A 23,191-nucleotide genomic window follows, 5' to 3' on the forward strand; every position below is an offset into this window, starting at 1 on the left:
GATGCCATGCCTCCCAAGGTTCAACGTCGCGAATGCCGGGCCGCGGCATTCAGATCCCGGCGGGGCGGGCATCAGCGCCTTCGAGGTGGCGCAGCCGCCGCTCGGCCGTAGTCATTCCGCCGCCTGTCGCCGCCTCTGCGGCCTGCGCTCCAGAAGCTCCTTCAGGAACCTGCCCGTATAACTGCGCTCCTCGGACATGACCTCCTCGACGGAGCCGGCGACCACCAGTTCGCCGCCGCCGTCGCCGCCCTCGGGCCCGAGGTCGAGAATCCAGTCGGCGGTCTTGATGACCTCCAGATTGTGCTCGATGACCACCACGGTGTTGCCCTGGTCCACCAGCTCGTGGAGCACCTCCAAAAGCTTCGCCACGTCGTGGAAGTGCAGGCCCGTGGTCGGCTCGTCGAGAATGTAGAGCGTGCGTCCCGTGGCGCGCTTCGACAACTCCTTGGCAAGCTTGATGCGCTGCGCCTCGCCGCCCGAAAGGGTCGTGGCCTGCTGGCCGATATGGATGTAGCCGAGGCCGACGCGCGAAAGCGTGACGAGCTTGTCGCGCACGGCCGGCACGGCGGAGAAGAACTCCACGCCCTCGTCCACCGTCATTTCCAGCACGTCGGCGATGGACTTGCCCTTGAAGGTGACCTCCAGCGTCTCGCGGTTGTAGCGTTTGCCATGGCAGACGTCGCAGGTGACATAGACATCCGGCAGGAAGTGCATCTCGATCTTGATGACGCCGTCGCCCTGGCATGCCTCGCAGCGCCCGCCCTTCACGTTGAAGGAGAAGCGGCCCGGCTGATAGCCGCGTGCCTTGGCCTCGGGCAGGCCCGCAAACCAGTCGCGGATGGGGGTGAAGGCGCCGGTGTATGTGGCAGGGTTCGAGCGCGGTGTGCGGCCGATGGGGCTCTGGTCGATGTCGATCACCTTGTCGAGGAACTCCAGCCCCTCGATGCGGTCATGCTCGGCCGGGTGCTCCCTCGAGCCCATGATGCGGCGCGAGGCAGCCTTGTAGAGCGTTTCGATGAGGAAGGTGGACTTGCCGCCGCCCGACACGCCGGTGACGCAGGTGAAGGTGCCCAGCGGAATGTCGGCCGTCACGTTCTTCAGGTTGTTGCCGCGCGCTCCCACCACGCGGATGCGCCGCTTCTTGGGAATCTCGCGGCGGCGCTCCGGCATGGGGATGGCAAGCTCCCCCGTGAGATACTTGCCGGTGATCGAGGCGGGATTCGCCATCACGTCGCGGGGCGTGCCCTCGGCGATGATCCGCCCGCCATGCACGCCGGCCGCCGGCCCGATGTCCACCACGTGGTCGGCGGTCAGGATCGCATCCTCGTCGTGCTCTACCACGATCACCGTGTTGCCGAGGTCGCGCAGGTGGCGCAGCGTGGCGAGCAGCCGGTCGTTGTCGCGCTGATGCAGGCCGATGGAAGGCTCGTCGAGCACGTAGAGCACGCCGGTGAGGCCCGACCCGATCTGCGAGGCCAAGCGGATGCGCTGGCTTTCCCCGCCCGACAGCGAGCCGGAGTTGCGCGACAGGGTAAGATAGTCGAGACCGACATCGTTGAGGAAGCGCAGGCGCTCGCGGATCTCCTTCAGGATGCGCGCGGCGATCTCGTTCTGCTTGTCGGTGAGCCTTTCGGGCAGCGCCTCGAACCATGCGCCGGCCTTGCGGATCGACATTTCCGTGACCTGGCCGATATGCAGCCCGTCAATCTTCACCGCCAGCGCCTCCGGCCGCAGCCGGTGGCCGCCGCAGGCCGGGCAGGGATAGGCCGACATGAAGCGCTCGATCTCCTCGCGCATCCAGGCCGATTCCGTCTCCCGCCAGCGCCGTTCCAGATTGTTGACCACGCCCTCGAAGGGCTTGGTGGTGCGGTAGGAGCGCAGGCCGTCATCATAGTTGAAGACGATCTTGCGCTCGCCCGTGCCGTGAAGGATGGCCTGCTTCGCCTCTTCCGGCAGGTCCTTCCAACGGGTCGCCACCGAGAAGCCGAACTCCCGGCCCAGCGCCTCCAGCGTCTGCAGGTAGTAGGGCGAGGTGGACTTCGCCCACGGCGCAATGGCGCCCTCGCGCAGGATGGCGTTCTCGTCGGGCACCACCAGATCGGGGTCGATGGCGCGCTGGCTGCCCAGCCCGTCGCAGGAGGGGCAGGCGCCGGCGGGGTTGTTGAAGGAGAAGAGCCTTGGCTCGATCTCGGGAATGGTAAAGCCGGAGACCGGGCAGGCGAACTTCTCGGAAAAGACGATGCGCTCGTGCGTCTCGTTCTTCGACTTGTTGGCGCCGCCGCCTTCTGCCGTCTGGTCGTCGGGCAGCGGCCGGTCCGCGAACTCGGCCACGGCCAGCCCGTCGGCAAGCTTGAGGCAGGTTTCGAGCGAATCGGCAAGCCGCGTGGCAATGTCCGGCCGTACCACGATGCGGTCCACCACCACGTCGATGTCGTGCTTGTATTTCTTGTCGAGCGCCGGCACGTCGGCAATCTCGTAGAACTGGCCGTTCACCTTCAGCCGCTGGAAGCCCTTCTTCTGAAGCTCGGCCAGCTCCTTGCGGTACTCGCCCTTGCGCCCGCGCACCAGCGGGGCGAGGATGTAGAGCCTGGTGCCCTCCTCGAGCGCCAGCACGCGGTCCACCATCTGGCTGACCGTCTGGCTCTCGATGGGAAGCCCGGTGGCCGGCGAATAGGGCACGCCGACGCGGGCGAAGAGAAGGCGCATGTAGTCGTAGATCTCCGTCACCGTGCCGACGGTGGAGCGGGGATTCTTCGACGTCGTCTTCTGCTCGATGGAAATGGCCGGGGAAAGTCCGTCGATGCGGTCGACATCCGGCTTCTGCATCATCTCCAGAAATTGCCGCGCATAGGCCGAAAGGCTCTCCACATAGCGCCGCTGACCCTCGGCATAGATGGTATCGAAGGCGAGCGAGGATTTGCCGGAGCCCGAAAGGCCGGTCATGACGATCAACTTCTCGCGCGGCAGGTCGAGATCGACATTCTTCAGATTGTGCTCGCGCGCGCCGCGAATGGAAATAAGCTTGTGGTCGGGCATGCCCCGTCGCTGCCTTGTCTCGACTTCTGAAAAACGGCCGGCACCGCCGCCAGCCAGGCTTCAACTTCGCCAGGATGCGGTGCGCAGAAGAATGCGCCGGCCGCACCCGCCGCCAGGCCAATATCGGATAGCCCCGGCATCTTTTCCAGCTTTTGCCGGCAAGGGCAAGCAAAAAGAACAAAGAACGAACAATCTCCTGACATCTTCCTGTCGGAGCGCGCTTGGGCGATCACATTTTGTGCCGCCGCCGCGCCTTTCGCTTGACGGACGGCGGCAGCGGACGCAAACTTTCACCGTCCGTCGTTCTGCCGGCCCGCCCGGCCCGCAAGCACGGCGGTGCGAACCGGAGCAACGAGCCAGGAGGGAGGCATGACTCCACCCGACTGTCCGAAAGGCTCCACCGGAAGCGGGGAGCCACGGCCTTTCCGGGCCTGAGAGCCTGCTAGGCGACCGCGTGAAAGCGCGGGGCCTGAAGGGGTGTCCGCGAGGATGCCGCCCAGGATTTCCGGGACGGCCGTATCATCGTTACAATCGATACTTCCATGCTGGACGCGAGCGAGGCTTTCGCCCGTCCTTACGACGCCGGTAAAGCACTCCCGGCAAGCCAAGAAGCAAGATGGCCCCAGCGCGCCCGAGATGAAGCGGCGGCGGGGCCTTTTCCTTGCTGGCTGCCGTAATCGACGCGAGGTGAGGGCGGTTGCCCGCCGGCAGGAGGTGTGTTATTGAACAAAACAAGAACAAAATTGAACTGTGGACGGAGGAAGGCGTGGCGTCTCAAGGCGCGCACAAGGACCGCGCATCGGATAAGCTTGCCGGCGATCAACTGACGGCAGGTCCGGGCGCGTCTTTCTCAGGCGGCGGGCCGGCTTTCGGGATGCGCAATTTCTCAACGGTGGAGTGATGCCATGGCTGGCAGCGTGAACAAGGTCATCCTGGTGGGCAATCTGGGCGTCGATCCGGAGATCCGGCGGCTCAACTCCGGCGACCCGGTGGCCAATCTGCGGGTGGCGACATCGGAGACCTGGCGCGACCGCAACACCGGCGAGCGGCGCGAGCGCACCGAGTGGCACAATGTGGTGATCTTCAACGAGAACCTGGTGAAGGTGGTCGAGCAGTATCTCAAGAAGGGGATGAAGGTCTATATCGAGGGCCAGCTCCAGACCCGCAAGTGGCAGGACCAGTCCGGCCAGGACCGCTACACCACCGAGGTGGTGCTGCAGAAGTTTCGCGGTGACCTGCAGATGCTCGACGCGCGCGGCCAGGGCGGCGAGGGGCAGATCGGCTATGGCGGCTCGCGCGGCTCGGACTTCGGGCAGTCGGACCCGGCGGAAAATGCGGGTTCGGGGGGCGGCTATTCGCGCGATCTCGACGACGAGATCCCGTTCTGAGCGCCCCCGCGGGGCCGGCACGGGCTGCAGAACCCCGATGCGCGCTCCCGGCGGCGGGCCGGTGAGCGCCGGCGGCCAGGGCGGGTAAGGGCGCGCAGTCTGCGCCTGTACACCGTGGCCCGCGCATATCGTGGCCCGCACATCGTGGATTGAGGCTGAAAATGGCATTCGAGGTCGTGACGCGGCCGGCGCAGACGCTTTGCGGAAAGATGTGGGAGGGCAGCTACGATGCCGCGGCAGCGGGGCATGTGAAGGAATTCATCGCCGACATGGAGCGGTTGCGCAGCCGGCTGGCGGCAGGCCATGAGGGCGAGGCAAGCGGCCTTGTCGGCATCTCCTTTAACGACATTCCCGGCGGCTTCCGCTATCTCGTGGCCCTGCCACCGCAGCTTGCCCCGCGATCCGGGCTGGCGCTGAGCGCCTTTTCCTTTCCATCGATGCGCTTTGCCGCGGTCTGGCACGAGGCGGCGGACGGTGACGTCTTTGCCCATTACGAGCGCATGTTCGCGTGGATCGAGGCGCAGGGGCTGCGCCGCGTGACGGATGTTTGCCACCATCGGGAGGAATATCCTCCCCAGCCCGATCTTCACGCGCCGCCGCGCCTGCGGCTGATGACGCCGGTGGCGTGAGGGTGGGCCGGCGCCGCACAGTGTGGCGCGATTCGGGCAGGCAACCCCCGTGGGCGGTCAGGATTTCTTTCCCGCATTAAACGGAAATGATCGCCATGGTGGCCGCCGCGCTGTTGGCGCGGTCACATTCCTCCGTCACGGTGCACCCATGCGGCTGGCTGGCCCTGGCCGGGCAGCGGTATCGCGGCACGGGATGCGCCCGGGCCGACGAACAGGAAACGACAGAAGGATCCGCAAACGTGATGAACCGTTCCAAGAGGCTGATCGCGGCCGCCTGCTTGGCGGCAGGCACCACCCTGACCGCCCAGGCGCTGGCGCAGGACGCCAGCCAGCCCTCGCAGCCGGCCATCGAGGCGCCGGCCCTGAGCGAGCAGAAGCTGCAGTCCTTCGCCGTCGCCTTCGTGCAGGTGGAGCAGCTCAAGCAGCAATATATGGCGCGGCTGCAGGAGGCCGGCTCCGAAAGCGAGCAGCAGGAAATCCGCAACGAGGCCGGGCAGTCCATTCTCCAGGCGGTGGAGCAGGCCGACGGCATCTCGGTCGACGAGTACAACCAGATCATCCGCTCCGCTCAGTCCGACCCGGAACTGGCGCAGAAGCTGAGCGATGCTATCCGCCAGGTGAACCAGTAGGCGGCCCGCGGCCGGCGCTTCAGCCGGCCGCAAACAGCGCCTTGGCGCCATCGGCCACGAACTGCACCGCAAGCGCGGCCAGCAATACGCCGAGCAGCCGGGTGAGGATCGAGCGGCCGGTCTCGCCCAGGAACGAATCGATCCGCTCCGCCAGCACGAAGACGAGATAGGTGAGGGCGATGACCAGCGTGATGATGGCGGCCAGCACCGCCATCTCCAACGCGGTGCGGGCATGACCGGACTGGATGACCGTCGCCGAGATGGCGCCCGGTCCCGCAATGAGCGGGATGGCGAGCGGAAAGGCGGCGATGTTGCGGATCATGTCGCGCGTGACGGCGCGCTTGGCGCTCTTCTCGTGCCGCTCGTGGCGGCGCTCGAAGATCATTTCGAAGGCGATATAGAAGAGCAGGATGCCGCCGGCGACGCGGAAGGCCGGCAGTGTGATGCCGAGCGTCTTCAGGATGGCGTTGCCGGCCAGCGCGAACAGCAGAAGAAGGGCAAGCCCGATGAGGCTTGCCCGCACCGCCACCTGATGGCGCTCCGCCCGGTCCATGCCTGCCGTCAGCGCCAGAAAGAGCGGCGCAAGCCCCACCGGGTCCACGGTCACCAGAAGCGTGGTGAGCGCATTGAGCACCGCATCCGACGTCAGCATCGCAATCTCCTTCCGCGTGGCGCCACCCCGAATCGGCACCATAGTGGCACATTGCGCGCCGGAATTTGCCGCGCGCGCCGGGCTTTTTGCGTAGCCGGCCGGCGCGCGCCATGCCGCACCTGCGAACGAAAACGCTATCCTGTTGGAATATAGAGGCATTTGCGCCGGGAATATCGCGCCCGCGCATTGGAGAATTGGCCGTCTTTCCTATATAAGAGGGCAGTGATTCTCATAGCTGAATGTGACGCGATTTGACCGACCAGACGACGCCGCGCGGGCCGGGCGAGCCCGACGACATCGAGCCCATCTCCATCATCGAGGAAATGCAGCGCTCCTATCTCGATTACGCCATGAGCGTGATCGTCTCGCGGGCGCTGCCGGATGTGCGCGACGGGTTGAAGCCCGTGCATCGGCGCATTCTCTATGCCTCGCACGAGAGCGGCTATCACTGGAACCGCAAATATGTGAAGTCGGCCCGCCCCGTGGCCGACGTGATGGGTAAATACCACCCGCACGGGGACGCCGCGATCTACGATGCGCTGGTGCGCATGGCGCAGGATTGGTCGATGCGCCTGCCGCTGATCGACGGGCAGGGCAATTTCGGCTCCATCGACGGAGATCCGCCCGCGGCCATGCGCTACACCGAGGCGCGGCTGACCAAGGTGGCCCATGAGCTGCTGGAAGACATCGACAAGGACACGGTCGACTTCCAGGACACCTATGACGGCGCCGCGCAGGAGCCGCGCGTCCTGCCCGCCCGCTTTCCCAACCTGCTGGTCAACGGTTCTGGCGGCATCGCGGTGGGCATGGCCACGAACATCCCGCCGCACAACCTGGCGGAGGTGGTGGAAGGCTGCGTGGCGCTGATCGACAACCCGGCGATCGAGCTTTCGCGGCTGATCGAGATCATCCCCGGGCCCGATTTCCCGACCGGCGGCATCATCCTCGGCCGCTCCGGCATCCACAGCGCCTATGCGACGGGGCGCGGCTCGGTGATCATGCGCGGCAAGGTGGAGATCGAGCAGATCCGCGGCGAGCGCGAGGCCATCATCATCACCGAGGTGCCGTATCAGGTCAACAAGGCGCAGATGATCGAGAAGATGGCCGAACTGGTGCGCGAGAAGCGCATCGAGGGCATCTCCGACATCCGCGACGAGAGCGACCGCCAAGGCTACCGGGTGGTGATCGAGCTGAAGCGCGACGCCAACGCCGAGGTCATCCTCAACCAGCTCTACCGCTTCACGCCGCTGCAGACCTCCTTCGGCTGCAACATGGTCGCGCTCAACGGCGGCAAGCCGGAGCAGATGACGCTCATCGACATGCTGAAGGCCTTCGTCGCCTTCCGCGAGGAGGTGGTGAGCCGGCGCACGAAATACCTGCTGCGAAAGGTGCGCGAGCGCGCGCATGTGCTTGTGGGACTGGCCATCGCGGTGGCCAATATCGACGAGGTCATCAAGCTCATCCGCCATGCGCCCGACCCGCAGGTGGCGCGCCGCGAGCTCATGGAACGGCGCTGGCCGGCGCAGGAGGTGGAGGCGCTGATCCGCCTGATCGACGATCCGCGCCACAAGGTCAACGAAGACGGCACGTACAACCTCTCCGAGGAGCAGGCGCGCGCCATCCTGGACCTGCGCCTGCAGCGGTTGACGGCGCTTGGCCGCGACGAGATCGCCGACGAGTTGAACGCCATCGGCGCCGAGATCAAGGACTATCTCGACATCCTGTCCTCGCGCGCCCGCATCCTGGAGATCGTCAAGAACGAGCTGCTGGCGGTGCGCGAGGAGTTCGGCACGCCGCGGCGTACGGTGATCGTCGAAGGCGGCGCCGACATGGAGGACGAGGACCTCATCCAGCGCGAGGATATGGTCGTCACCGTCACCCACAAGGGCTACATCAAGCGCGTGCCCCTGTCGGTCTACCGCGCCCAGGCGCGCGGCGGCAAGGGCCGCTCGGGCATGTCGACCAAGGATGAGGATTTCGTCACGCGGCTGTTCGTGGCCAGCACCCACACGCCCATCCTGTTCTTCTCCTCCCGCGGCCTCGTCTACAAGGAGAAGGTCTGGCGCCTGCCGCAGGGCACGCCGCAGTCTGTCGGCAAGTTCCTGCGCAACATGCTGCCGCTTCAGGAGGGCGAGCGCATCACCTCCATCATGCCGCTGCCGGAGGACGAGGAAAGCTGGGACGCGCTGCACGTGATGTTCGCCACCACGCGCGGCACGGTGCGGCGCAACAAGCTGTCGGATTTCGTGCAGGTCAACCGCAACGGCAAGATCGCCATGAAGCTGGAGGAGGAGGGCGACGAGATCCTCGCCGTCTATACCTGCACGGAAGAGGACGACGTGCTGCTGACCACCGCCTCCGGCCAGTGCATCCGCTTCCCCGTGCGGGACGTGCGCGTCTTTGCCGGGCGCAATTCCGTGGGCGTGCGCGGCATCAACCTTGCGCCCGGCGACCGCGTCATCTCCATGGCCATTCTCGGCCATGTGGAGGCAACGGCCGACGAACGAGCCGCCTATCTGAAGCAGGCAGCGGCCGAACGGCGGGCCGCCAGCGGCGGCGAGGAAGAGGAGATCGTGCTCACCAACGAGGAGGTGAGCGAGGAGGCCGATCTCTCGCCCGAGCGGTACGAGGAGCTGAAGCGTCGCGAGCAGCTCGTCCTGACCGTCAGCGAGTATGGCTACGGCAAGCGTTCTTCCTCCTACGACTTCCGCGTCATCGGCAGGGGCGGCAAGGGCATCCGCGCGACGGATGTTTCCAAGACGGACGAGATCGGCCGCCTGGTCGCCGCTTTCCCGGTGGCGCCCGAGGACCAGATCATGCTCGTCACCAATGCCGGGCAGGTGATCCGTGTGCCGGTGGACGGCATCCGCATCGCAAGCCGCGCCACCAAGGGCGTGACCATCTTCAACACCGCCGAGGGCGAGCGCGTGGTTTCCGTGGAGCGCATCTCGGAGCCCAGTGGCGGCGATGATGGAACGGGAGAGACCGAGGGCGACGGGTAAGGCCGCGCCTGCCAGAACCGGCCGCAAGGCGGCAAAGGAAAGGCGGCGGACCCGATCTGTCCCCGGATCCGCCGCCTTGGCGCCTGCCTGCCGAAACCGCCCATAACGCCGCGCCTTCTAGAGAAGGGACGGCGCCGCAAGGTGCTGAAGCTGCGCATCGGGCCTTTTGGCAAAGCCGTCTGCGGCCTTCTTGCCTGTGCGCTAGCGGCGGTGGGGCTGGCGCATGCTGCGCACACGGGCTTCGAGCCGTACGCGCTGCGCTTCCTGGTGGATGCCGAAGGCGGTGGCGATCAGCATGGCAAGGGTCATCGCGGCTGCGAGCGTGAAGATCAGCATCGTTCTGCCCTCCTCGGCACGGTAACGGGCGGCGGCGCATTCCGGTTCCGCCGGCCCGCCTGATTGACTGTCCTCCTTCCATTGCCAGAGAACACGCGAACGAAGGCTGAATGGCCCATTCATGTACCGTTCATGTGGGCCGGGTCCCGCCGGCCGGCAAGCGGCAGGGCGGAATGCACATGCCGCTTGCCTTTGCCGGAGGGGTGTGGCTTCGTTGCGTTATCAACGTTGTGGATCACACCCATGCCGGACCTTGCTGCCCTTCTTTCCTATATCGTCGCCTGTTTCGTCATCGTCATCGTGCCGGGTCCGTCGGTGACGGTGATCGTCGCCAATTCGCTGCGCCACGGCGCGCGGGCCGGGCTGCTCAATGTTCTGGGCACGCAGATCGGTCTCGTGCTGATGATCGCCGTGCTGGCCTTCGGTCTGGCCGCGGTGGTGGGTGCCATGGGCAATGTGTTCGAGGTGTTGCGCCTTCTCGGCGCGGCCTATCTCATCTGGCTCGGCATCCGCATGTGGCGTTCGGACGGCTCGCTCGGCGCGGCGGACGGCGTGCCCGCAGCGCGGCGCTCCTTCGTCCTGCAGGGGTTTGTCGTCATCTGGTCGAACCCCAAGGCGCTGCTCTTCTTCGGCGCCTTCATACCGCAGTTCATCGACCCCGCGGGCAGCACCCTGTGGCAGACGATGCTGCTCGGCGGCATCTTCATGGCCATCGCGACGGTGTGCGATTCGCTCTATGCCTTTGCTGCCAGTGGCGCGGGCGCGCGGCTGACGCAGGCGCGGGTGAAGCTTGCCGAGAGGATTTCCGGCACCTTCCTCATCGGCGGCGGCCTTTGGCTGGCGCTGTCGCGGCGCTGAGGCGAATTGCCTTCGCGGGCCGGCCGCGATAGAAGCGTGCCCATGACCATGCGCACCGCCTTCTATGCCGGCTCCTTCGACCCGCTGACCAACGGCCATCTGGACGTGCTGAAGGGCGCGCTCACCGTGGCCGACAGGGTGGTGATCGGCATCGGCATCCACCCCGGCAAGGCGCCGCTTTTCACCTATGACGAGCGGGTGGCACTGATCGAGCGCTGGGCGGCGGCGGATCTCGGACAGGACGCCGGGCGCATCAAGGTCGTCGCTTTCGACACCCTGCTGGTGGATGCCGCGCGTGCTCACGGCGCCTCGATCATGATTCGTGGCCTGCGCGACGGCACCGACCTCGACTACGAAATGCAGATGGCGGGCATGAACGAGACCATGGCACCCGAGCTCCAGACCGTGTTTCTGCCAGCCAGCCCTTCGGTACGCACCATTACGGCCACACTCGTGCGCCAGATTGCCTCCATGGGCGGCGATGTGCGGCCTTTCGTTCCCGCCCCCGTGGCGGAAGCGCTGAAGGCCAAGTTCGCCGCCTGACCGCAAGCCATTCCCGGAGAGACCATCCCATGCGCATTTCCTCATTCGCCGCGCCGCTGCTTCTCGCCGCGGGCCTCACCCTTGCCGCTGCCACGGGCCACGCGGCGGAGCCGGAGAACACGCTCGTCATCGAGCTGGAAAGCGGGCCGGTCGAGATCGCGCTGCGGCCCGACCTGGCGCCGCAACACGTCGAGCGCATCAAGACGCTGGCGCGTCAGGGCGCCTATGACAATGTGGCTTTCCACCGTGTCATCGACGGTTTCATGGCGCAGACGGGCGACGTGCAGTTCGGCGACATGGAAGACGGTTTCGACCCGCGCCTTGCCGGCACCGGCGGCTCGGACCTGCCGGACCTTCCGGCCGAGTTTTCCGACGCGCCCTTCGAGCGGGGCACGGTGGGCATGGCCCGCGCGCAGGATCCCAACTCGGCCAACTCCCAGTTCTTCATCATGTTCGCCCCCGCGCCGCATCTGAACGGCAGCTACACCGTGGTGGGCACGGTGGAAAGCGGCATGGAGCATGTCGACAGGATCAAGAAGGGAAGTGCGGCCATGAATGGCGCGGTGCAGGACCCCGACCGCATGCTGCGCGCCTATATCGCCAGCGACGAATAGAAGGAAACTTTGCAGATGGCCGAGATCAAGGACCCGGAAAACACCATCCTGATGGAAACCACCAAGGGCAGGGTGGTCATTCAGCTCTTTCCCGATGTGGCGCCGGCCCACGTGCAGCGCATCAAGGAGCTGTCGCGCGAGGGATTTTACGACGGCGTGGTCTTCCATCGCGTCATCGACGGCTTCATGGCACAGACGGGCGACCCGACGGGCACCGGCACCGGCGGCTCGGACAAGCCGGACCTGAAGGCCGAGTTCTCCAACGTGGCGCATGAGCGCGGCACCTGCTCGATGGCGCGCACCCAGAACCCCAACTCGGCCAACTCGCAGTTCTTCATCTGCTTCGACCGGGCACCCTGGCTCGACCGGCAATATTCCGTGTGGGGCCAGGTGATCGATGGCATGGAGAATGTCGACAAGATCAAGCGTGGCGAGCCTGTGCGCGAGCCGGATTCGATCGTCTCGATGAAGGTGGCCGCGGACGTGGCCTAGGCGCCGACCGGCGGGCCGGCAGGAGGCCCGCCCGAGCGCCCGTTCCCCCGTCTTCTGTTCACCTTCGCCATCGTTCCATGCGCGTCGATCTTTTCGATTTCGATCTGCCGGAAGACCGCATTGCGCTGCGGCCTGCGAGCCCGCGCGATGCCGCGCGCCTGCTGGTGGTGCGGCCGGGCGATGCGCCTAAGGACCGCATCGTGCGCGACCTGCCACAGCTTCTCAGGCCCGGCGATGCGCTGGTCTTCAACGACACCAAGGTCATTCCCGCCCGCCTTTCCGGTGTCCGCCGGCGCGGCGAGGCGACGGCGCACATCGAGGCGACGCTGCACATGCGGGCAGGCCCCGACCGCTGGAAAGCCTTCCTGAAGCCGGCCAAGCGGGTGGCCGTCGGCGAACGCATCCAGTTCGGCCACGGGGAGACGAGCTGCCTTCTGGGCACCCTCGACGCCACGGTGGCGGAGAAGGGAGACGGCGGGGAGGCGTTGCTCGTCTTCGATCTGTCCGGCCCGGCACTGGACGAGGCGATTGCCGCCGCCGGCCATGTGCCGCTGCCGCCCTACATTGCCTCCAAGCGGACCGAGGATGAACGCGACAGGACGGACTACCAGACCGTCTATGCCCGCAAGGAGGGCGCGGTGGCAGCGCCCACGGCGGGACTGCACTTCACGCCCGAGCTTCTCGCCGCCCTCGATGAAGCAGGCATCGAACGGCACTTCGTGACCCTGCATGTGGGGGCAGGGACCTTTCTGCCGGTCAAGGCGGAGGACACGGAGGCGCACCGGATGCACGCCGAATGGGGTACGGTGGACGCGCAGACCGCCGACGCGCTGAACGCCGTGCGCCGCCGGGGCGGGCGCATCGTCTGTGTCGGCACCACCTCGCTGCGCCTGCTCGAAAGCGCGGCCGACGAGGCGGGGGTGCTTTCCGCCTGGTCGGGCGAGACGGACATCTTCATCACGCCCGGCTATCGCTTCCGGGCCGTCGACGTGCTGATGACCAACTTCCACCTGCCGCGCTCGACGCTCTTCATGCTGGTTTCCGCCTTCAGCGGGCTGGAGACGATGAAACGCGCCTATCGCCACGCCATCGACGGCGGCTATCGCTTCTATTCCTACGGCGATGCCAGCCTGCTCTTCAGGGAGGAGGGGTGAGCGAGACCTTCACATTCCGCATCCTTGCCACCGACGGCCAGGCACGGCGCGGGGAGATCGCCATGCCGCGCGGGCTGGTGCGCACGCCGGCCTTCATGCCTGTGGGTACGGGCGGCACCGTCAAGGCCATGTATATGGACCAGGTGCGCGCGCTGGGTTCCGACATCATTCTGGGCAACACCTATCACCTGATGCTGCGCCCCGGCGCCGAGCGCGTGGCGCGGCTGGGCGGGTTGCATGAATTTGCCCGATGGCCCCACCCGATCCTGACCGACTCCGGCGGCTTCCAGGTCATGTCGCTGGCCGCACTCAGGAAGATCCGCGAAGAGGGTGTGACCTTCCGCTCCCACATCGACGGGCAGGTCCATGAGATGTCGCCCGAACGCTCCATCGAGATCCAGGGCCTGCTCGACGCCGACATCCAGATGCAGCTCGACGAGTGCGTGCGCCTGCCAGCCCCGCGCCGTGAGGTGGAGCGCGCGATGGAGCTTTCGTTGCGTTGGGCCGAACGCTGCAAGGCCGCCTTCGGCCGGCAGCCGGGCAAGGCCATGTTCGGCATCGTGCAGGGCGGCGTCGATCTCGATCTGCGCGCCCGCTCCGCTGCCGCACTGTCGGCCATGGACCTGAAGGGCTATGCGGTGGGCGGGCTGGCCGTGGGCGAGCCGCAGGCGGTGATGCTGGAGGTTCTCGAGGCCACGTGCCCGGCACTGCCGGCCGACCGGCCGCGCTATCTGATGGGGGTGGGCACGCCCGACGACATTCTGCATTCGGTGGCGCGCGGCATCGACATGTTCGACTGCGTGATGCCGACCCGGGCCGGCCGCCACGGGCTGGCCTATACGAGGCGCGGCAAGGTGAACCTGAAGAACGCCCGCCACGCCGACGACCCGCGCCCGCTGGATGAGACAAGCGACTGTCCGGCGGCGCGCGACTACTCCCGTGCCTATCTGCACCACCTGGTGAAATCCGGCGAGGCGCTGGGCGCCATGCTTCTCACCTGGAACAACCTGGCCTACTACCAACGGCTGATGGCCGATATTCGCGCGGCCATAGAGGCGGGACGCTTCGAAGAACGCGCAGCCCAGATGCGTGAGGAATGGGCGCGGGGAGACCTGCCACCCGTTTAGCCCGCGTGGGCCTTTCGCTGTTTTCGTTTCTCCTGTAAAACGAAGAAAACGAAAACGGGGACGGGCCCATGCTTCTCTCGCCGCGCCATGAGGAAATCTTGCAGATCGCCAAGGAGCGCGGCCGCGTGACGGTCGACGACCTGGCCGCGCGCTTTCGTGTGACGCCGCAGACGATCCGCAAGGATCTCAATGACTTGTGCGAGCAGCGACTTTTGACGCGCATCCATGGCGGGGCGCTTCTGCCGTCGGGAATCGAGAACATGGAATATGAGGCCCGCCGGGAATTGCGGGCGGAGGAAAAGCGCGCCATCGGCCGCGCCGCCGCCGAGTTGATCCCCGACAAGGCCTCCCTCTTCATCAACATCGGCACCACCACCGAGGCGGTGAGCGACGCGCTTCTCGACCATCGCGAGCTGATGGTCATCACCAACAACATCAACGTCGCCAACAGGATGCGCGTCTATCCCGCCTTCGAGGTCATCATCGCCAGCGGCGTGGTGCGCGGCTCGGACGGCGGCATCGTCGGCGAGGCGGCGGTGGACTTCATCCGCCAGTTCAAGGTGGACTACGCCGTGATCGGTGTCTCGGCGATCGACGAGGAGGGGGCGCTTTTCGACTTCGACTTCCGCGAGGTGAAGGTGGCCCAGGCGATCATCGCCAATGCGCGCCACGTCATCCTTGTTTCCGATTCCTCCAAGTTCGAACGCACCGCGCCGGTGCGCATCGGCCACATCTCGCAGGTGGATACCTTCATCACCGACCGCTGCCCGAGCCCGGCATTCCGCGCCGTGTGCCGCGACGGCGGCGTGCGGCTGGTGGAAGCCTGCCCGTGACCTTCTGTCGGACGAGCATATTCGTTTGACATTCGGAATATTTTCGTTTTAGTTTCACTTTCGGGAGGAGCCACCAGCAAGGGAGGAGCGCGTGGACGACCGTCCGCTCCATGAATCGCCGGTCATGGACCTTTTCGTCATCGGCGGCGGTATCAATGGCTGCGGCATCGCGCGCGATGCTGCCGGCCGCGGCTATTCCGTGATGCTCGCGGAGATGAACGATCTCGCAAGCGGCACCTCCTCCGCCTCCACGAAGCTCATTCACGGCGGCCTGCGCTATCTGGAATATTACGAGTTCCGCCTGGTGCGCGAGGCGCTGATGGAGCGCGAGGTGCTGTGGAAGTGCGCGCCGCACATCATCTGGCCGATGCGCTTCGTGCTGCCGCTGCACAAGGGGCTGAGGCCGGCCTGGCTGATCCGCCTCGGCCTTTTCCTCTACGACCATATCGGCGGGCGCAAGCTGCTGCCGCCGACGCGCACCCTGGACATGCGCAGCGACCCCGCCGGCCGACCGCTCAAGCCCGTCTACCGCCGGGCCTTTGAATATTCCGACTGCTGGGTGAACGATGCGCGCCTGGTGGTGCTGAACGCCCTCGATGCCGCGGAACGGGGGGCGGTGATCCGCACCCGCACCAAGGTGGAGGGCGCGCGGGCCGATCGGGGCGTGTGGACGCTTTCCCTGCGCGACCTCGACACCGGCGCCGTCGAGACCGTGCGCGCGCGCATGGTGGTCAACGCCGCCGGCCCCTGGGTGGACGAGGTGATCTCCGGCGCGCTCGGTCGCAATGCCGCGCACAATGTGCGCCTCGTCAAGGGCAGCCACATCGTGGTACGCAAGAAGTTCGAGGATCCGCGGGCCTATTTCTTCCAGAACGCCGACGGGCGCATCATCTTCGCCATACCCTATGAGGAGGACTATACTCTCATCGGCACCACGGACCAGGACTTCGCGGGCGATCCGGGGGAAGCCCGGATCAGCGAGGAGGAGACCACCTATCTGTGCGCGGCGGCAAGCGAGTACTTTGCCGAGCCCGTGCGGCCCGAGGACCTGGTGTGGAGCTTTTCGGGCGTGCGCTCGCTTTTCGACGACGGCGCCTCGAAGGCGCAGGAGGCGACACGCGACTACGTTCTGAAGGCGGAGGAGACGGCAGGCGCTCCCGCGTTGCACGTATTCGGCGGCAAGATCACCACCTTCCGCCGGCTTGCCGAGGCGGCACTTGACGAAATCGCCAGGCATCTGGGCGCGCGGGGCGGGGCCTGGACGGCAAGCGCGCCGCTGCCCGGCGGCGGGTTCGACGTCGATGCGTTCGAGGAGACGCTGGCCGGGCTGAAGCGCGACTATCCATTTCTCGAAGATGTCCATGCGCGCCGCCTCACGCGCCTTTACGGGACACTGGCGCGCGCGTTCCTCGGCGAGGCGGCGAGCCTGTCCGATCTCGGCAGGCACTTCGGCGCCGATCTCTACGAGGCGGAGCTGCGCTATCTGGCCGAACGGGAATGGGCGCGCACGGGCGAGGACGTTCTGTGGCGACGCACCAAGCGCGGCCTGAAGCTGACAAGGGAGGAAACGGACGCTGTGGATGCCTTCATGCGTGAACTGAAACCGCAAACGCCTGCGGCGGCAAGCGCGAGTGAAGCGGCGGGGGGAGGAAAAGGTCGTGCTGGAGCTGCGTAACGTCTCCAAGGTCGTTTCCGGCGAAACGCACATCGCCGATGTCTCGCTGCGGCTCGAACCGGGAACGCTGAACGTGCTCCTCGGGCCGACGCTCGCCGGCAAGACCTCGCTCATGCGCCTGATGGCCGGGCTCGACCGGCCGACCTCGGGCAGCGTGCACATGGATGGCGAGGACGTGACCGGCGTGCCGGTGCAGAAACGCTCCGTGGCCATGGTCTATCAGCAGTTCATCAACTACCCGGCGATGAGCGTCTACGAGAACATCGCCTCGCCCCTGCGGGTGGCCGGGGTCGACCAGGCAACCATCGAGCGCAAGGTGCGCCAGGCGGCGGCGCTTCTGCACCTCGAGCCCCATCTGGAGCGCACGCCGCTGGAGCTTTCGGGTGGCCAGCAACAGCGCACCGCGCTCGCCCGCGCCATGGTGAAGGACGCCCGGCTTGTGCTTCTCGACGAGCCGCTGGCCAATCTGGACTACAAGTTGCGCGAGGAGTTGCGCGCCGAGCTGCCGCGCATCTTCGCCGAATCCGGCGCCATCTTCGTTTACGCCACGACAGAGCCCAGCGAGGCGCTGCTGCTCGGCGGCAATACGGCGACGCTGAGCGAAGGGCGTGTGACGCAGTTCGGCCCCACTGTGGAGGTGTTCCGGGATCCGGTCGATCTGCTGACGGCGCGGACCTTCTCCGATCCGCCGCTCAACACGATTGTCGTGCAAAAGCAAGGCAAGCACTTTATGCTGAAAGGTTCGGACGGCCTGCCTGTGCCGGCGCAGCTCGCGGCACTTGCAGATGGGCGCTACACGCTGGGCTTCCGGCCGCACCATCTCTCGCTCGAACCGGCCACCGACCACGCGGTGCCGATCGAGGCGCGCGTGACGGTGACGGAGATCACAGGCTCGGAAAGCTTTGTCCATCTGGACTATGCCGGCAATGCGTGGGTGATGCTGGAGGAGGGCGTTCACCGCATCGGCGTCGACGAGACGTTGCGCGTCTTCATCGACACGCGCCACCTGCTGGTCTTCGACGAGACGGGCCGCAGTGTTGCCGCCGGACATGCGCAAGCGGCCTGAGGGAGGAATCCATGGCACGCATCAAGCTGAAGGACATTCGCCACGCCTACACGGCCAACCCGGCCAGCGACGCCGACTATGCGCTGAAGCGGGTCGACCATGTTTTCGAGGATGGCGGCGCCTATGCGCTGCTCGGCCCCTCGGGCTGCGGCAAGACCACGCTTCTCAACATCATCTCGGGGCTTCTGCGTCCCAGCGAGGGCGCAATCCTCTTCGACAGCCAGGACGTGACCGACCTGGCGACCGAGGAACGCAACATCGCCCAGGTGTTTCAGTTTCCCGTCGTCTACGACACGATGACGGTCTACGACAATCTGGCCTTTCCGCTGCGCAATCGCGGCGTTCCCGAGGACGAGGTGGCACGGCGCGTGCGCGAGGTGATCGCCATGCTGGGGCTGGAAGGCCAGGCCCGCCGGCGCGCCAGGGGCCTGACCAGCGACGAGAAGCAGAAGATCTCGCTCGGCCGCGGCCTTGTGCGCGCCGATGTCAACGCCATCCTTTTCGACGAGCCGCTGACCGTCATCGACCCGCATCTGAAATGGCAGCTGCGCACCCAGCTCAAGGAGCTTCATCACCGCTTCGGCCACACCATGGTCTACGTCACGCATGACCAGACCGAGGCGCTGACCTTCGCCGACACGGTGGTGGTCATGTATGAGGGCGAGGTCGTGCAGTTCGGCACGCCCGAGGAGCTGTTCGAGCGGCCAAGCCACACCTTCGTCGGCTATTTCATCGGCTCGCCGGGAATGAACCTGCTGCCGGCGAGGGTGGAAGGGCGCACGGCGCATCTGGGCAGCCAGACGATCGAGCTGCCCGGCGCGCCCGGTGCGCTGGGGGCGAAGCGCCTGGAGCTCGGGATAAGGCCGGAGTTCGTGCGGCTCGGCCGGGAGGGCATGCCCGTTTCCATCCGCAAGGTGGAGGACATCGGGCGCAAGAAGATCGTGCACGTTGAGCTTGAGGGCGAGAACATCGCTGCGGTGATCGACGAGGACCTGGAGGTGCCGGCAGAGCCCCGCGTCTCCTTCGATCCGGCGCATCTCAGCCTCTATGCCGATTCCTGGCGCGTGGAGATGGAGGCACGCCCATGACGAAGACCTGGAACAACAAGGCGTGGTTCATGGTGCTGCCGGTGCTGCTGCTGGTGGCCTTCAACGCCGTGATCCCGTTGATGACGGTGGTGAACTATTCCGTTCAGGAAACCTTCGGCAACAACCTCTTCTTCTTCGAGGGCGTGCGCTGGTATGAAGAGGTGCTGGCCTCCAGCCGTTTTCACGCGGCGCTTGGCCGCCAGTTCCTCTTCACATTCATCATCCTCGCCATCGAGATTCCGCTTGGTGTCGCCGTTGCGCTGGCCATGCCGCGCTCGGGCCCCTGGGTCTCCGTGTGCCTCGTCTTCATGGCTTTGCCGCTGCTTGTGCCATGGAATGTGGTGGGCGCGATGTGGAACATCTTCGCGCTTCCCGACATCGGGCTGTTGGGGCGCTCCATCAACGCGCTGGGCATCGACTACAACTTCACCCAGCAGCCGCTGTCGGCATGGTTCACCGTGGTGCTGATGGATGTCTGGCACTGGACCTCGCTGGTCGTGCTGCTCGCCTATGCGGGCCTGCGCTCGATCCCGGATGCCTATTACCAGGCGGCGAAGATCGACGGTGCGTCGCGCCTGGCCGTGTTCCGCTACATCCAGCTGCCCAAGATGAGCCGCGTGCTGACCATTGCCGTGCTGCTGCGCTTCATCGACTCCTTCATGATCTACACGGAGCCGTTTGTTTTGACGGGCGGCGGGCCTGGCAACGCGACGACGTTCCTGTCGATCGACCTCGTCAAGGCAGCTCTCGGCGAGTTCAATCTCGGCATCGCGGCGGCCATGAGCATCATCTACTTCCTGATGACGCTGCTCGTGTGCTGGGTGTTCTACACCGCCATGACGAACTACTACGATGGGGAGCGCTGAGATGGCTCAGGTGAAACAGGACGCCGCACGCAACCGCGGCATTCTTCTGCGGGACAGCGGCCCCGCGCAGGCTGCCGCCGGCGCCTCCGACCGCGCCGCCGGCACCCGGGCGCGCCGCCGGCGCGGCCGGGAAGGCGGCGGCTTCTGGTGGATCGTGCCGACGCTTTACATCGTCTTTCTGATGCTGCCGATCTACTGGCTCATCAACATGTCGTTCAAGACGACCAACGAGATCCTCGGCGGCTTCAGCCTGTGGCCGCAGAACTTCACCATTGAAAGCTATGTCGAGATCTTCACCAACCCGGTCTGGTACAACGGCTATGTGAGCTCCATCACCTATGTGCTGATCAACACCGTGATTTCCGTCACCGTGGCCCTGCCGGCGGCCTATGCGTTCTCGCGCTACCGCTTCCTGGGCGACAAGCACCTGTTCTTCTGGCTGCTGACGAACCGCATGGCGCCGCCCGCGATCTTCGCTCTGCCGTTCTACCAGCTCTATTCGGCCATCGGCCTGTTCGACACGCCCTGGGCGGTGGCGCTGGCGCACTGCCTCTTCAACATACCGCTCGCCGTGTGGATCCTTGAGGGTTTCATGTCCGGCGTGCCGAAAGAGATCGACGAGACGGCCTATATCGACGGCTATTCCTGGCCACGCTTCTTCGTGAAGATCTTCATGCCGTTGATTGCCTCCGGCATCGGTGTGACGGCGTTCTTCTGCTTCATGTTTTCCTGGGTGGAGCTGCTGCTGGCCAAGACGCTGACGGCGGTGGACGCCAAGCCGATCGCCGCCGTCATGACGCGCACGGCCAGCACCTCGGGATATGAGCTCGGCCTGCTTGCCGCGGCCGGCGTGCTGACGATCGTGCCTGGCGCGGTCGTGATCTGGTTCGTGCGCAACTACATCGCCAAGGGCTTTGCCCTCGGGCGCGTCTGAGCGGAGGAGAAAAGGATGGACCTTACCTGGATGGCATGGACCTGGCAGACGGCGACCTTCTTCGCCGTCATCGCCTTCCTGCTCCTGGGCATGATGCTGTGGGAGTATGTCGCGCCCGGCGGCGGGGCGCGCGTCGGCATCCTGCGCTTCGAGACGACGCGCGGCGACCGGCTTTTCATCTCGCTTCTGATGAGCGCCTACATCCACCTGGGATGGCTGGCGTTTTCCGACGCGTCGCTGTGGGGCGCGACCATCGCCTCGCTCGCCTTCGCGGCCGCCGTCTTCCGCTGGGTTTGAAGGACGGCGGCCATGAATCGCCTGCGGCATGTGGATCGACCGGCATCGAACCGGGCCATGCGCCGCTGGCGCTGCGGCGAATGCCGAGCCTCCCAAGCGGGGGCGGCATCCGCCACACACGGGACCTCCCGTGTGACATTTGCAACCTGTTGGGAGGAATGAGAATGAGATCACAATTGATGGCATCGGTTGCCGCTCTCGGCCTGCTCGGCTTTGCCGGCCAGGCCTGGGCGGACATGGCTGCCGCGGAACGCTGGATCGACGAAGAGTTCCAGCCCTCCGTGCTCAGTCGCGAAGAACAGCTGGCCGAGATGGAGTGGTTCATCAAGGCCGCCGAGCCGTTCCAGGGCATGGAGATCAACGTGCTGTCGGAGACGATCCCGACACACACCTACGAATCCGAGGTTCTTGCCAAGGCGTTCGAGGAGATCACCGGCATCAAGGTGAACCACCAGCTTCTCGGCGAGGGCGAGGTGGTGCAGGCCGTGCAGACGCAGATGCAGACCAACCGCAACCTCTACGACGCCTATGTGAACGATTCCGACCTGATCGGAACGCATTCGCGCCTGCAGAGCGCGGTGAACCTGACCGACTGGATGGAAGGCGAGGGCGCCGACGTCACCAATCCGGGTCTCGACCTCGAAGACTTCATCGGCATCTCGTTCACCACCGGGCCGGACGGCAAGATCTGGCAGCTTCCCGACCAGCAGTTCGCCAATCTCTACTGGTTCCGCAAGGACTGGTTCGACCGGCCGGAGCTGCAGGAGCAGTTCAAGGAGATCTATGGCTACGATCTCGGCGTGCCGGTCAACTGGTCGGCCTATGAGGACATCGCCGAGTTCTTCACCGAGCATGTGAAGGAGATCGACGGCGTGCGCGTCTACGGCCACATGGACTACGGCAAGCGGGCGCCGGATCTCGGCTGGCGCATGACCGACGCCTGGCTGTCCATGGCGGGCGCGGGCGACAAGGGCCTGCCGAATGGCCGTCCGGTGGACGAGTGGGGCATCCGCATGGAAGAGGGCACCTGCAACCCGGTCGGCGCTTCGGTGGAGCGCGGCGGTGCTGCCAACGGCCCGGCGGCGGTCTACGCCATCGCCAAGTGGGACGAATGGCTGCGCAAATACGCACCTCCGGGGGCTGCCAGCCTAGACTTCTACCAGTCGCTGCCGGCGTTGAGCCAGGGCAACGTCGCCCAGCAGATCTTCTGGTACACCGCCTTCACCGCCGACATGGTGAAGCCCAAGAGCGAGGGCAACAACACGGTCGACGACGAAGGCATGCCCCTGTGGCGCATGGCGCCGTCTCCGCACGGGCCCTATTGGGAAGAGGGCATGAAGATCGGCTATCAGGACGCCGGTTCCTGGACACTCTTCCAGTCCACGCCCGTCGAGCGGCGCAAGGCGGCCTGGCTCTATGCCCAGTTCGTCACCTCCAAGACCGTGGACACCAAGAAGAGCCATGTGGGCCTCACCTTCATCCGGGATTCGACGGTCAACCACGAATCCTTCACCGAGCGCTCGCCGAAGCTCGGCGGCCTGGTCGAGTTCTATCGCTCGCCCGACCGCGTGATGTGGACGCCGACGGGCGTCAACGTGCCGGACTATCCGAAGCTCGCGCAGATCTGGTGGCAGCAGATCGGTGATGTGAACTCCGGCGCCTTCACCCCGCAGGAGGCGATGGACCGCCTGGCCTTGGAGATGGACCAGACCATGGCCCGCATGCAGGCCGCCGACGAGCAGGCAAATGTCTATGGTGGCTGCGGCCCGCGCCTGAACGAGCCGCGCGATGCGGAATACTGGCTGTCCCAGCCCGGCTCGCCCAAGCCGAAGCTTGAGAACGAGAAACCCCAGGGCGAGACCATCGCCTATGAGGAGATCATCAAGCGCTGGCAGTAGGCACTGGCCAAGGCCATAATCCTGCAACCATCGACGGAGGCGGCCCAGGCCGCCTCCGTCTCGTCAAATGCACA

General features: G+C 65.9%; 21 protein-coding genes. 18 read left to right on the forward strand and 3 right to left on the reverse strand.

Annotation, left to right across the window (positions count from 1 at the left end; genetic code table 11):
* Positions 1 to 111: 111 nt before the first annotated feature.
* A complete protein-coding gene (gene uvrA / locus NYR58_RS08665; RefSeq protein WP_261520135.1) occupies positions 112 to 3,036 on the reverse strand; it encodes an excinuclease ABC subunit UvrA in 2,925 nt (974 codons plus the stop codon).
* Positions 3,037 to 3,941: 905 nt separating this feature from the next.
* Between uvrA and NYR58_RS08670 the strand changes: the two genes are divergently transcribed.
* The 3 genes from NYR58_RS08670 to NYR58_RS08680 all read left to right on the forward strand — a co-directional run bounded on the left by NYR58_RS08670 (position 3,942) and on the right by NYR58_RS08680 (position 5,682).
* Positions 3,942 to 4,424: a single-stranded DNA-binding protein gene (locus tag NYR58_RS08670; RefSeq protein ID WP_261520136.1), complete on the forward strand. Its 483-nt coding sequence runs from the start codon at positions 3,942 to 3,944 to the stop codon at positions 4,422 to 4,424.
* A gap of 161 nt (positions 4,425 to 4,585) precedes the next feature.
* Positions 4,586 to 5,053 (forward strand): GyrI-like domain-containing protein, encoded by a 468-nt coding sequence (locus NYR58_RS08675; RefSeq protein WP_261520137.1) that lies wholly within the window; start codon positions 4,586 to 4,588, stop codon positions 5,051 to 5,053.
* Between the two features lie 242 nt (positions 5,054 to 5,295).
* Positions 5,296 to 5,682, forward strand: a complete 387-nt coding sequence (locus NYR58_RS08680; RefSeq protein WP_261520138.1) for a DUF4168 domain-containing protein — start codon at positions 5,296 to 5,298, stop codon at positions 5,680 to 5,682.
* A 19-nt stretch (positions 5,683 to 5,701) separates the two neighbouring features.
* On the opposite strand, the gene NYR58_RS08685 is transcribed toward NYR58_RS08680, so the two are convergent.
* A complete protein-coding gene (locus tag NYR58_RS08685) occupies positions 5,702 to 6,334 on the reverse strand; it encodes a MarC family protein (RefSeq protein WP_261520139.1) in 633 nt (210 codons plus the stop codon).
* Positions 6,335 to 6,585: 251 nt separating this feature from the next.
* Between NYR58_RS08685 and gyrA the strand changes: the two genes are divergently transcribed.
* Positions 6,586 to 9,336 carry a DNA gyrase subunit A gene (gyrA, locus tag NYR58_RS08690; protein WP_261520140.1) on the forward strand — a complete coding sequence of 917 codons (2,751 nt, stop codon included), beginning with the start codon at positions 6,586 to 6,588 and terminating at the stop codon, positions 9,334 to 9,336.
* Between the two features lie 201 nt (positions 9,337 to 9,537).
* Here gyrA and NYR58_RS08695 read toward each other — a convergent pair whose 3' ends face one another.
* A complete protein-coding gene (locus NYR58_RS08695; RefSeq protein WP_261520141.1) occupies positions 9,538 to 9,672 on the reverse strand; it encodes a hypothetical protein in 135 nt (44 codons plus the stop codon).
* A gap of 243 nt (positions 9,673 to 9,915) precedes the next feature.
* On the opposite strand from NYR58_RS08695, the gene NYR58_RS08700 reads away from it, so the two are divergent.
* The 14 genes from NYR58_RS08700 to NYR58_RS08765 all read left to right on the forward strand — a co-directional run bounded on the left by NYR58_RS08700 (position 9,916) and on the right by NYR58_RS08765 (position 23,117).
* Positions 9,916 to 10,530, forward strand: a complete 615-nt coding sequence (locus tag NYR58_RS08700; protein ID WP_261520142.1) for a LysE family translocator — start codon at positions 9,916 to 9,918, stop codon at positions 10,528 to 10,530.
* Positions 10,531 to 10,578: 48 nt separating this feature from the next.
* On the forward strand, positions 10,579 to 11,073 hold the full coding sequence (coaD, locus tag NYR58_RS08705) for a pantetheine-phosphate adenylyltransferase (RefSeq protein WP_261520160.1): 495 nt from the start codon (positions 10,579 to 10,581) through the stop codon (positions 11,071 to 11,073).
* Positions 11,074 to 11,102: 29 nt separating this feature from the next.
* Positions 11,103 to 11,687 carry a peptidylprolyl isomerase gene (locus tag NYR58_RS08710; protein WP_261520143.1) on the forward strand — a complete coding sequence of 195 codons (585 nt, stop codon included), beginning with the start codon at positions 11,103 to 11,105 and terminating at the stop codon, positions 11,685 to 11,687.
* 15 nt (positions 11,688 to 11,702) lie between these two features.
* Positions 11,703 to 12,179 (forward strand): peptidylprolyl isomerase, encoded by a 477-nt coding sequence (locus NYR58_RS08715; RefSeq protein WP_261520144.1) that lies wholly within the window; start codon positions 11,703 to 11,705, stop codon positions 12,177 to 12,179.
* A 77-nt stretch (positions 12,180 to 12,256) separates the two neighbouring features.
* Positions 12,257 to 13,333, forward strand: coding sequence for a tRNA preQ1(34) S-adenosylmethionine ribosyltransferase-isomerase QueA (gene queA / locus NYR58_RS08720; RefSeq protein WP_261520145.1), 1,077 nt, complete (start codon positions 12,257 to 12,259; stop codon positions 13,331 to 13,333).
* On the forward strand, positions 13,330 to 14,460 hold the full coding sequence (tgt, locus tag NYR58_RS08725) for a tRNA guanosine(34) transglycosylase Tgt (RefSeq protein ID WP_261520146.1): 1,131 nt from the start codon (positions 13,330 to 13,332) through the stop codon (positions 14,458 to 14,460). The genes queA and tgt overlap by 4 nt, the downstream gene beginning before the upstream one ends.
* 68 nt (positions 14,461 to 14,528) lie before the next feature.
* Positions 14,529 to 15,293: a DeoR/GlpR family DNA-binding transcription regulator gene (locus tag NYR58_RS08730; protein ID WP_261520147.1), complete on the forward strand. Its 765-nt coding sequence runs from the start codon at positions 14,529 to 14,531 to the stop codon at positions 15,291 to 15,293.
* Between the two features lie 124 nt (positions 15,294 to 15,417).
* The gene (gene glpD / locus NYR58_RS08735; RefSeq protein ID WP_261520161.1) at positions 15,418 to 16,968 is read left to right on the forward strand and encodes a glycerol-3-phosphate dehydrogenase; all 1,551 of its coding nucleotides are present in this window, start codon (positions 15,418 to 15,420) and stop codon (positions 16,966 to 16,968) included.
* The gene (locus tag NYR58_RS08740; protein WP_261520148.1) at positions 16,952 to 18,034 is read left to right on the forward strand and encodes an ABC transporter ATP-binding protein; all 1,083 of its coding nucleotides are present in this window, start codon (positions 16,952 to 16,954) and stop codon (positions 18,032 to 18,034) included. Before glpD ends, NYR58_RS08740 begins: the two co-directional genes overlap by 17 nt.
* An 11-nt stretch (positions 18,035 to 18,045) precedes the next feature.
* Positions 18,046 to 19,122: an ABC transporter ATP-binding protein gene (locus NYR58_RS08745; RefSeq protein ID WP_261520149.1), complete on the forward strand. Its 1,077-nt coding sequence runs from the start codon at positions 18,046 to 18,048 to the stop codon at positions 19,120 to 19,122.
* Positions 19,119 to 19,988, forward strand: a complete 870-nt coding sequence (locus NYR58_RS08750; RefSeq protein WP_261520150.1) for a carbohydrate ABC transporter permease — start codon at positions 19,119 to 19,121, stop codon at positions 19,986 to 19,988. Before NYR58_RS08745 ends, NYR58_RS08750 begins: the two co-directional genes overlap by 4 nt.
* A gap of 181 nt (positions 19,989 to 20,169) precedes the next feature.
* Complete coding sequence (locus NYR58_RS08755) at positions 20,170 to 20,922, forward strand: carbohydrate ABC transporter permease (RefSeq protein WP_261520162.1); 753 nt, start codon at positions 20,170 to 20,172, stop codon at positions 20,920 to 20,922.
* Positions 20,923 to 20,937: 15 nt separating this feature from the next.
* Entirely contained in the window at positions 20,938 to 21,219 is a 282-nt protein-coding gene (locus tag NYR58_RS08760) for a DUF2160 domain-containing protein (RefSeq protein ID WP_261520151.1), read from the forward strand.
* A 164-nt stretch (positions 21,220 to 21,383) separates the two neighbouring features.
* On the forward strand, positions 21,384 to 23,117 hold the full coding sequence (locus NYR58_RS08765) for an ABC transporter substrate-binding protein (protein WP_261520152.1): 1,734 nt from the start codon (positions 21,384 to 21,386) through the stop codon (positions 23,115 to 23,117).
* The last annotated feature ends 74 nt before the right edge of the window (positions 23,118 to 23,191 follow it).

The organism is Chelativorans intermedius (assembly GCF_025398255.1).
GTDB classification, from domain to species: domain Bacteria; phylum Pseudomonadota; class Alphaproteobacteria; order Rhizobiales; family Rhizobiaceae; genus Chelativorans; species Chelativorans intermedius.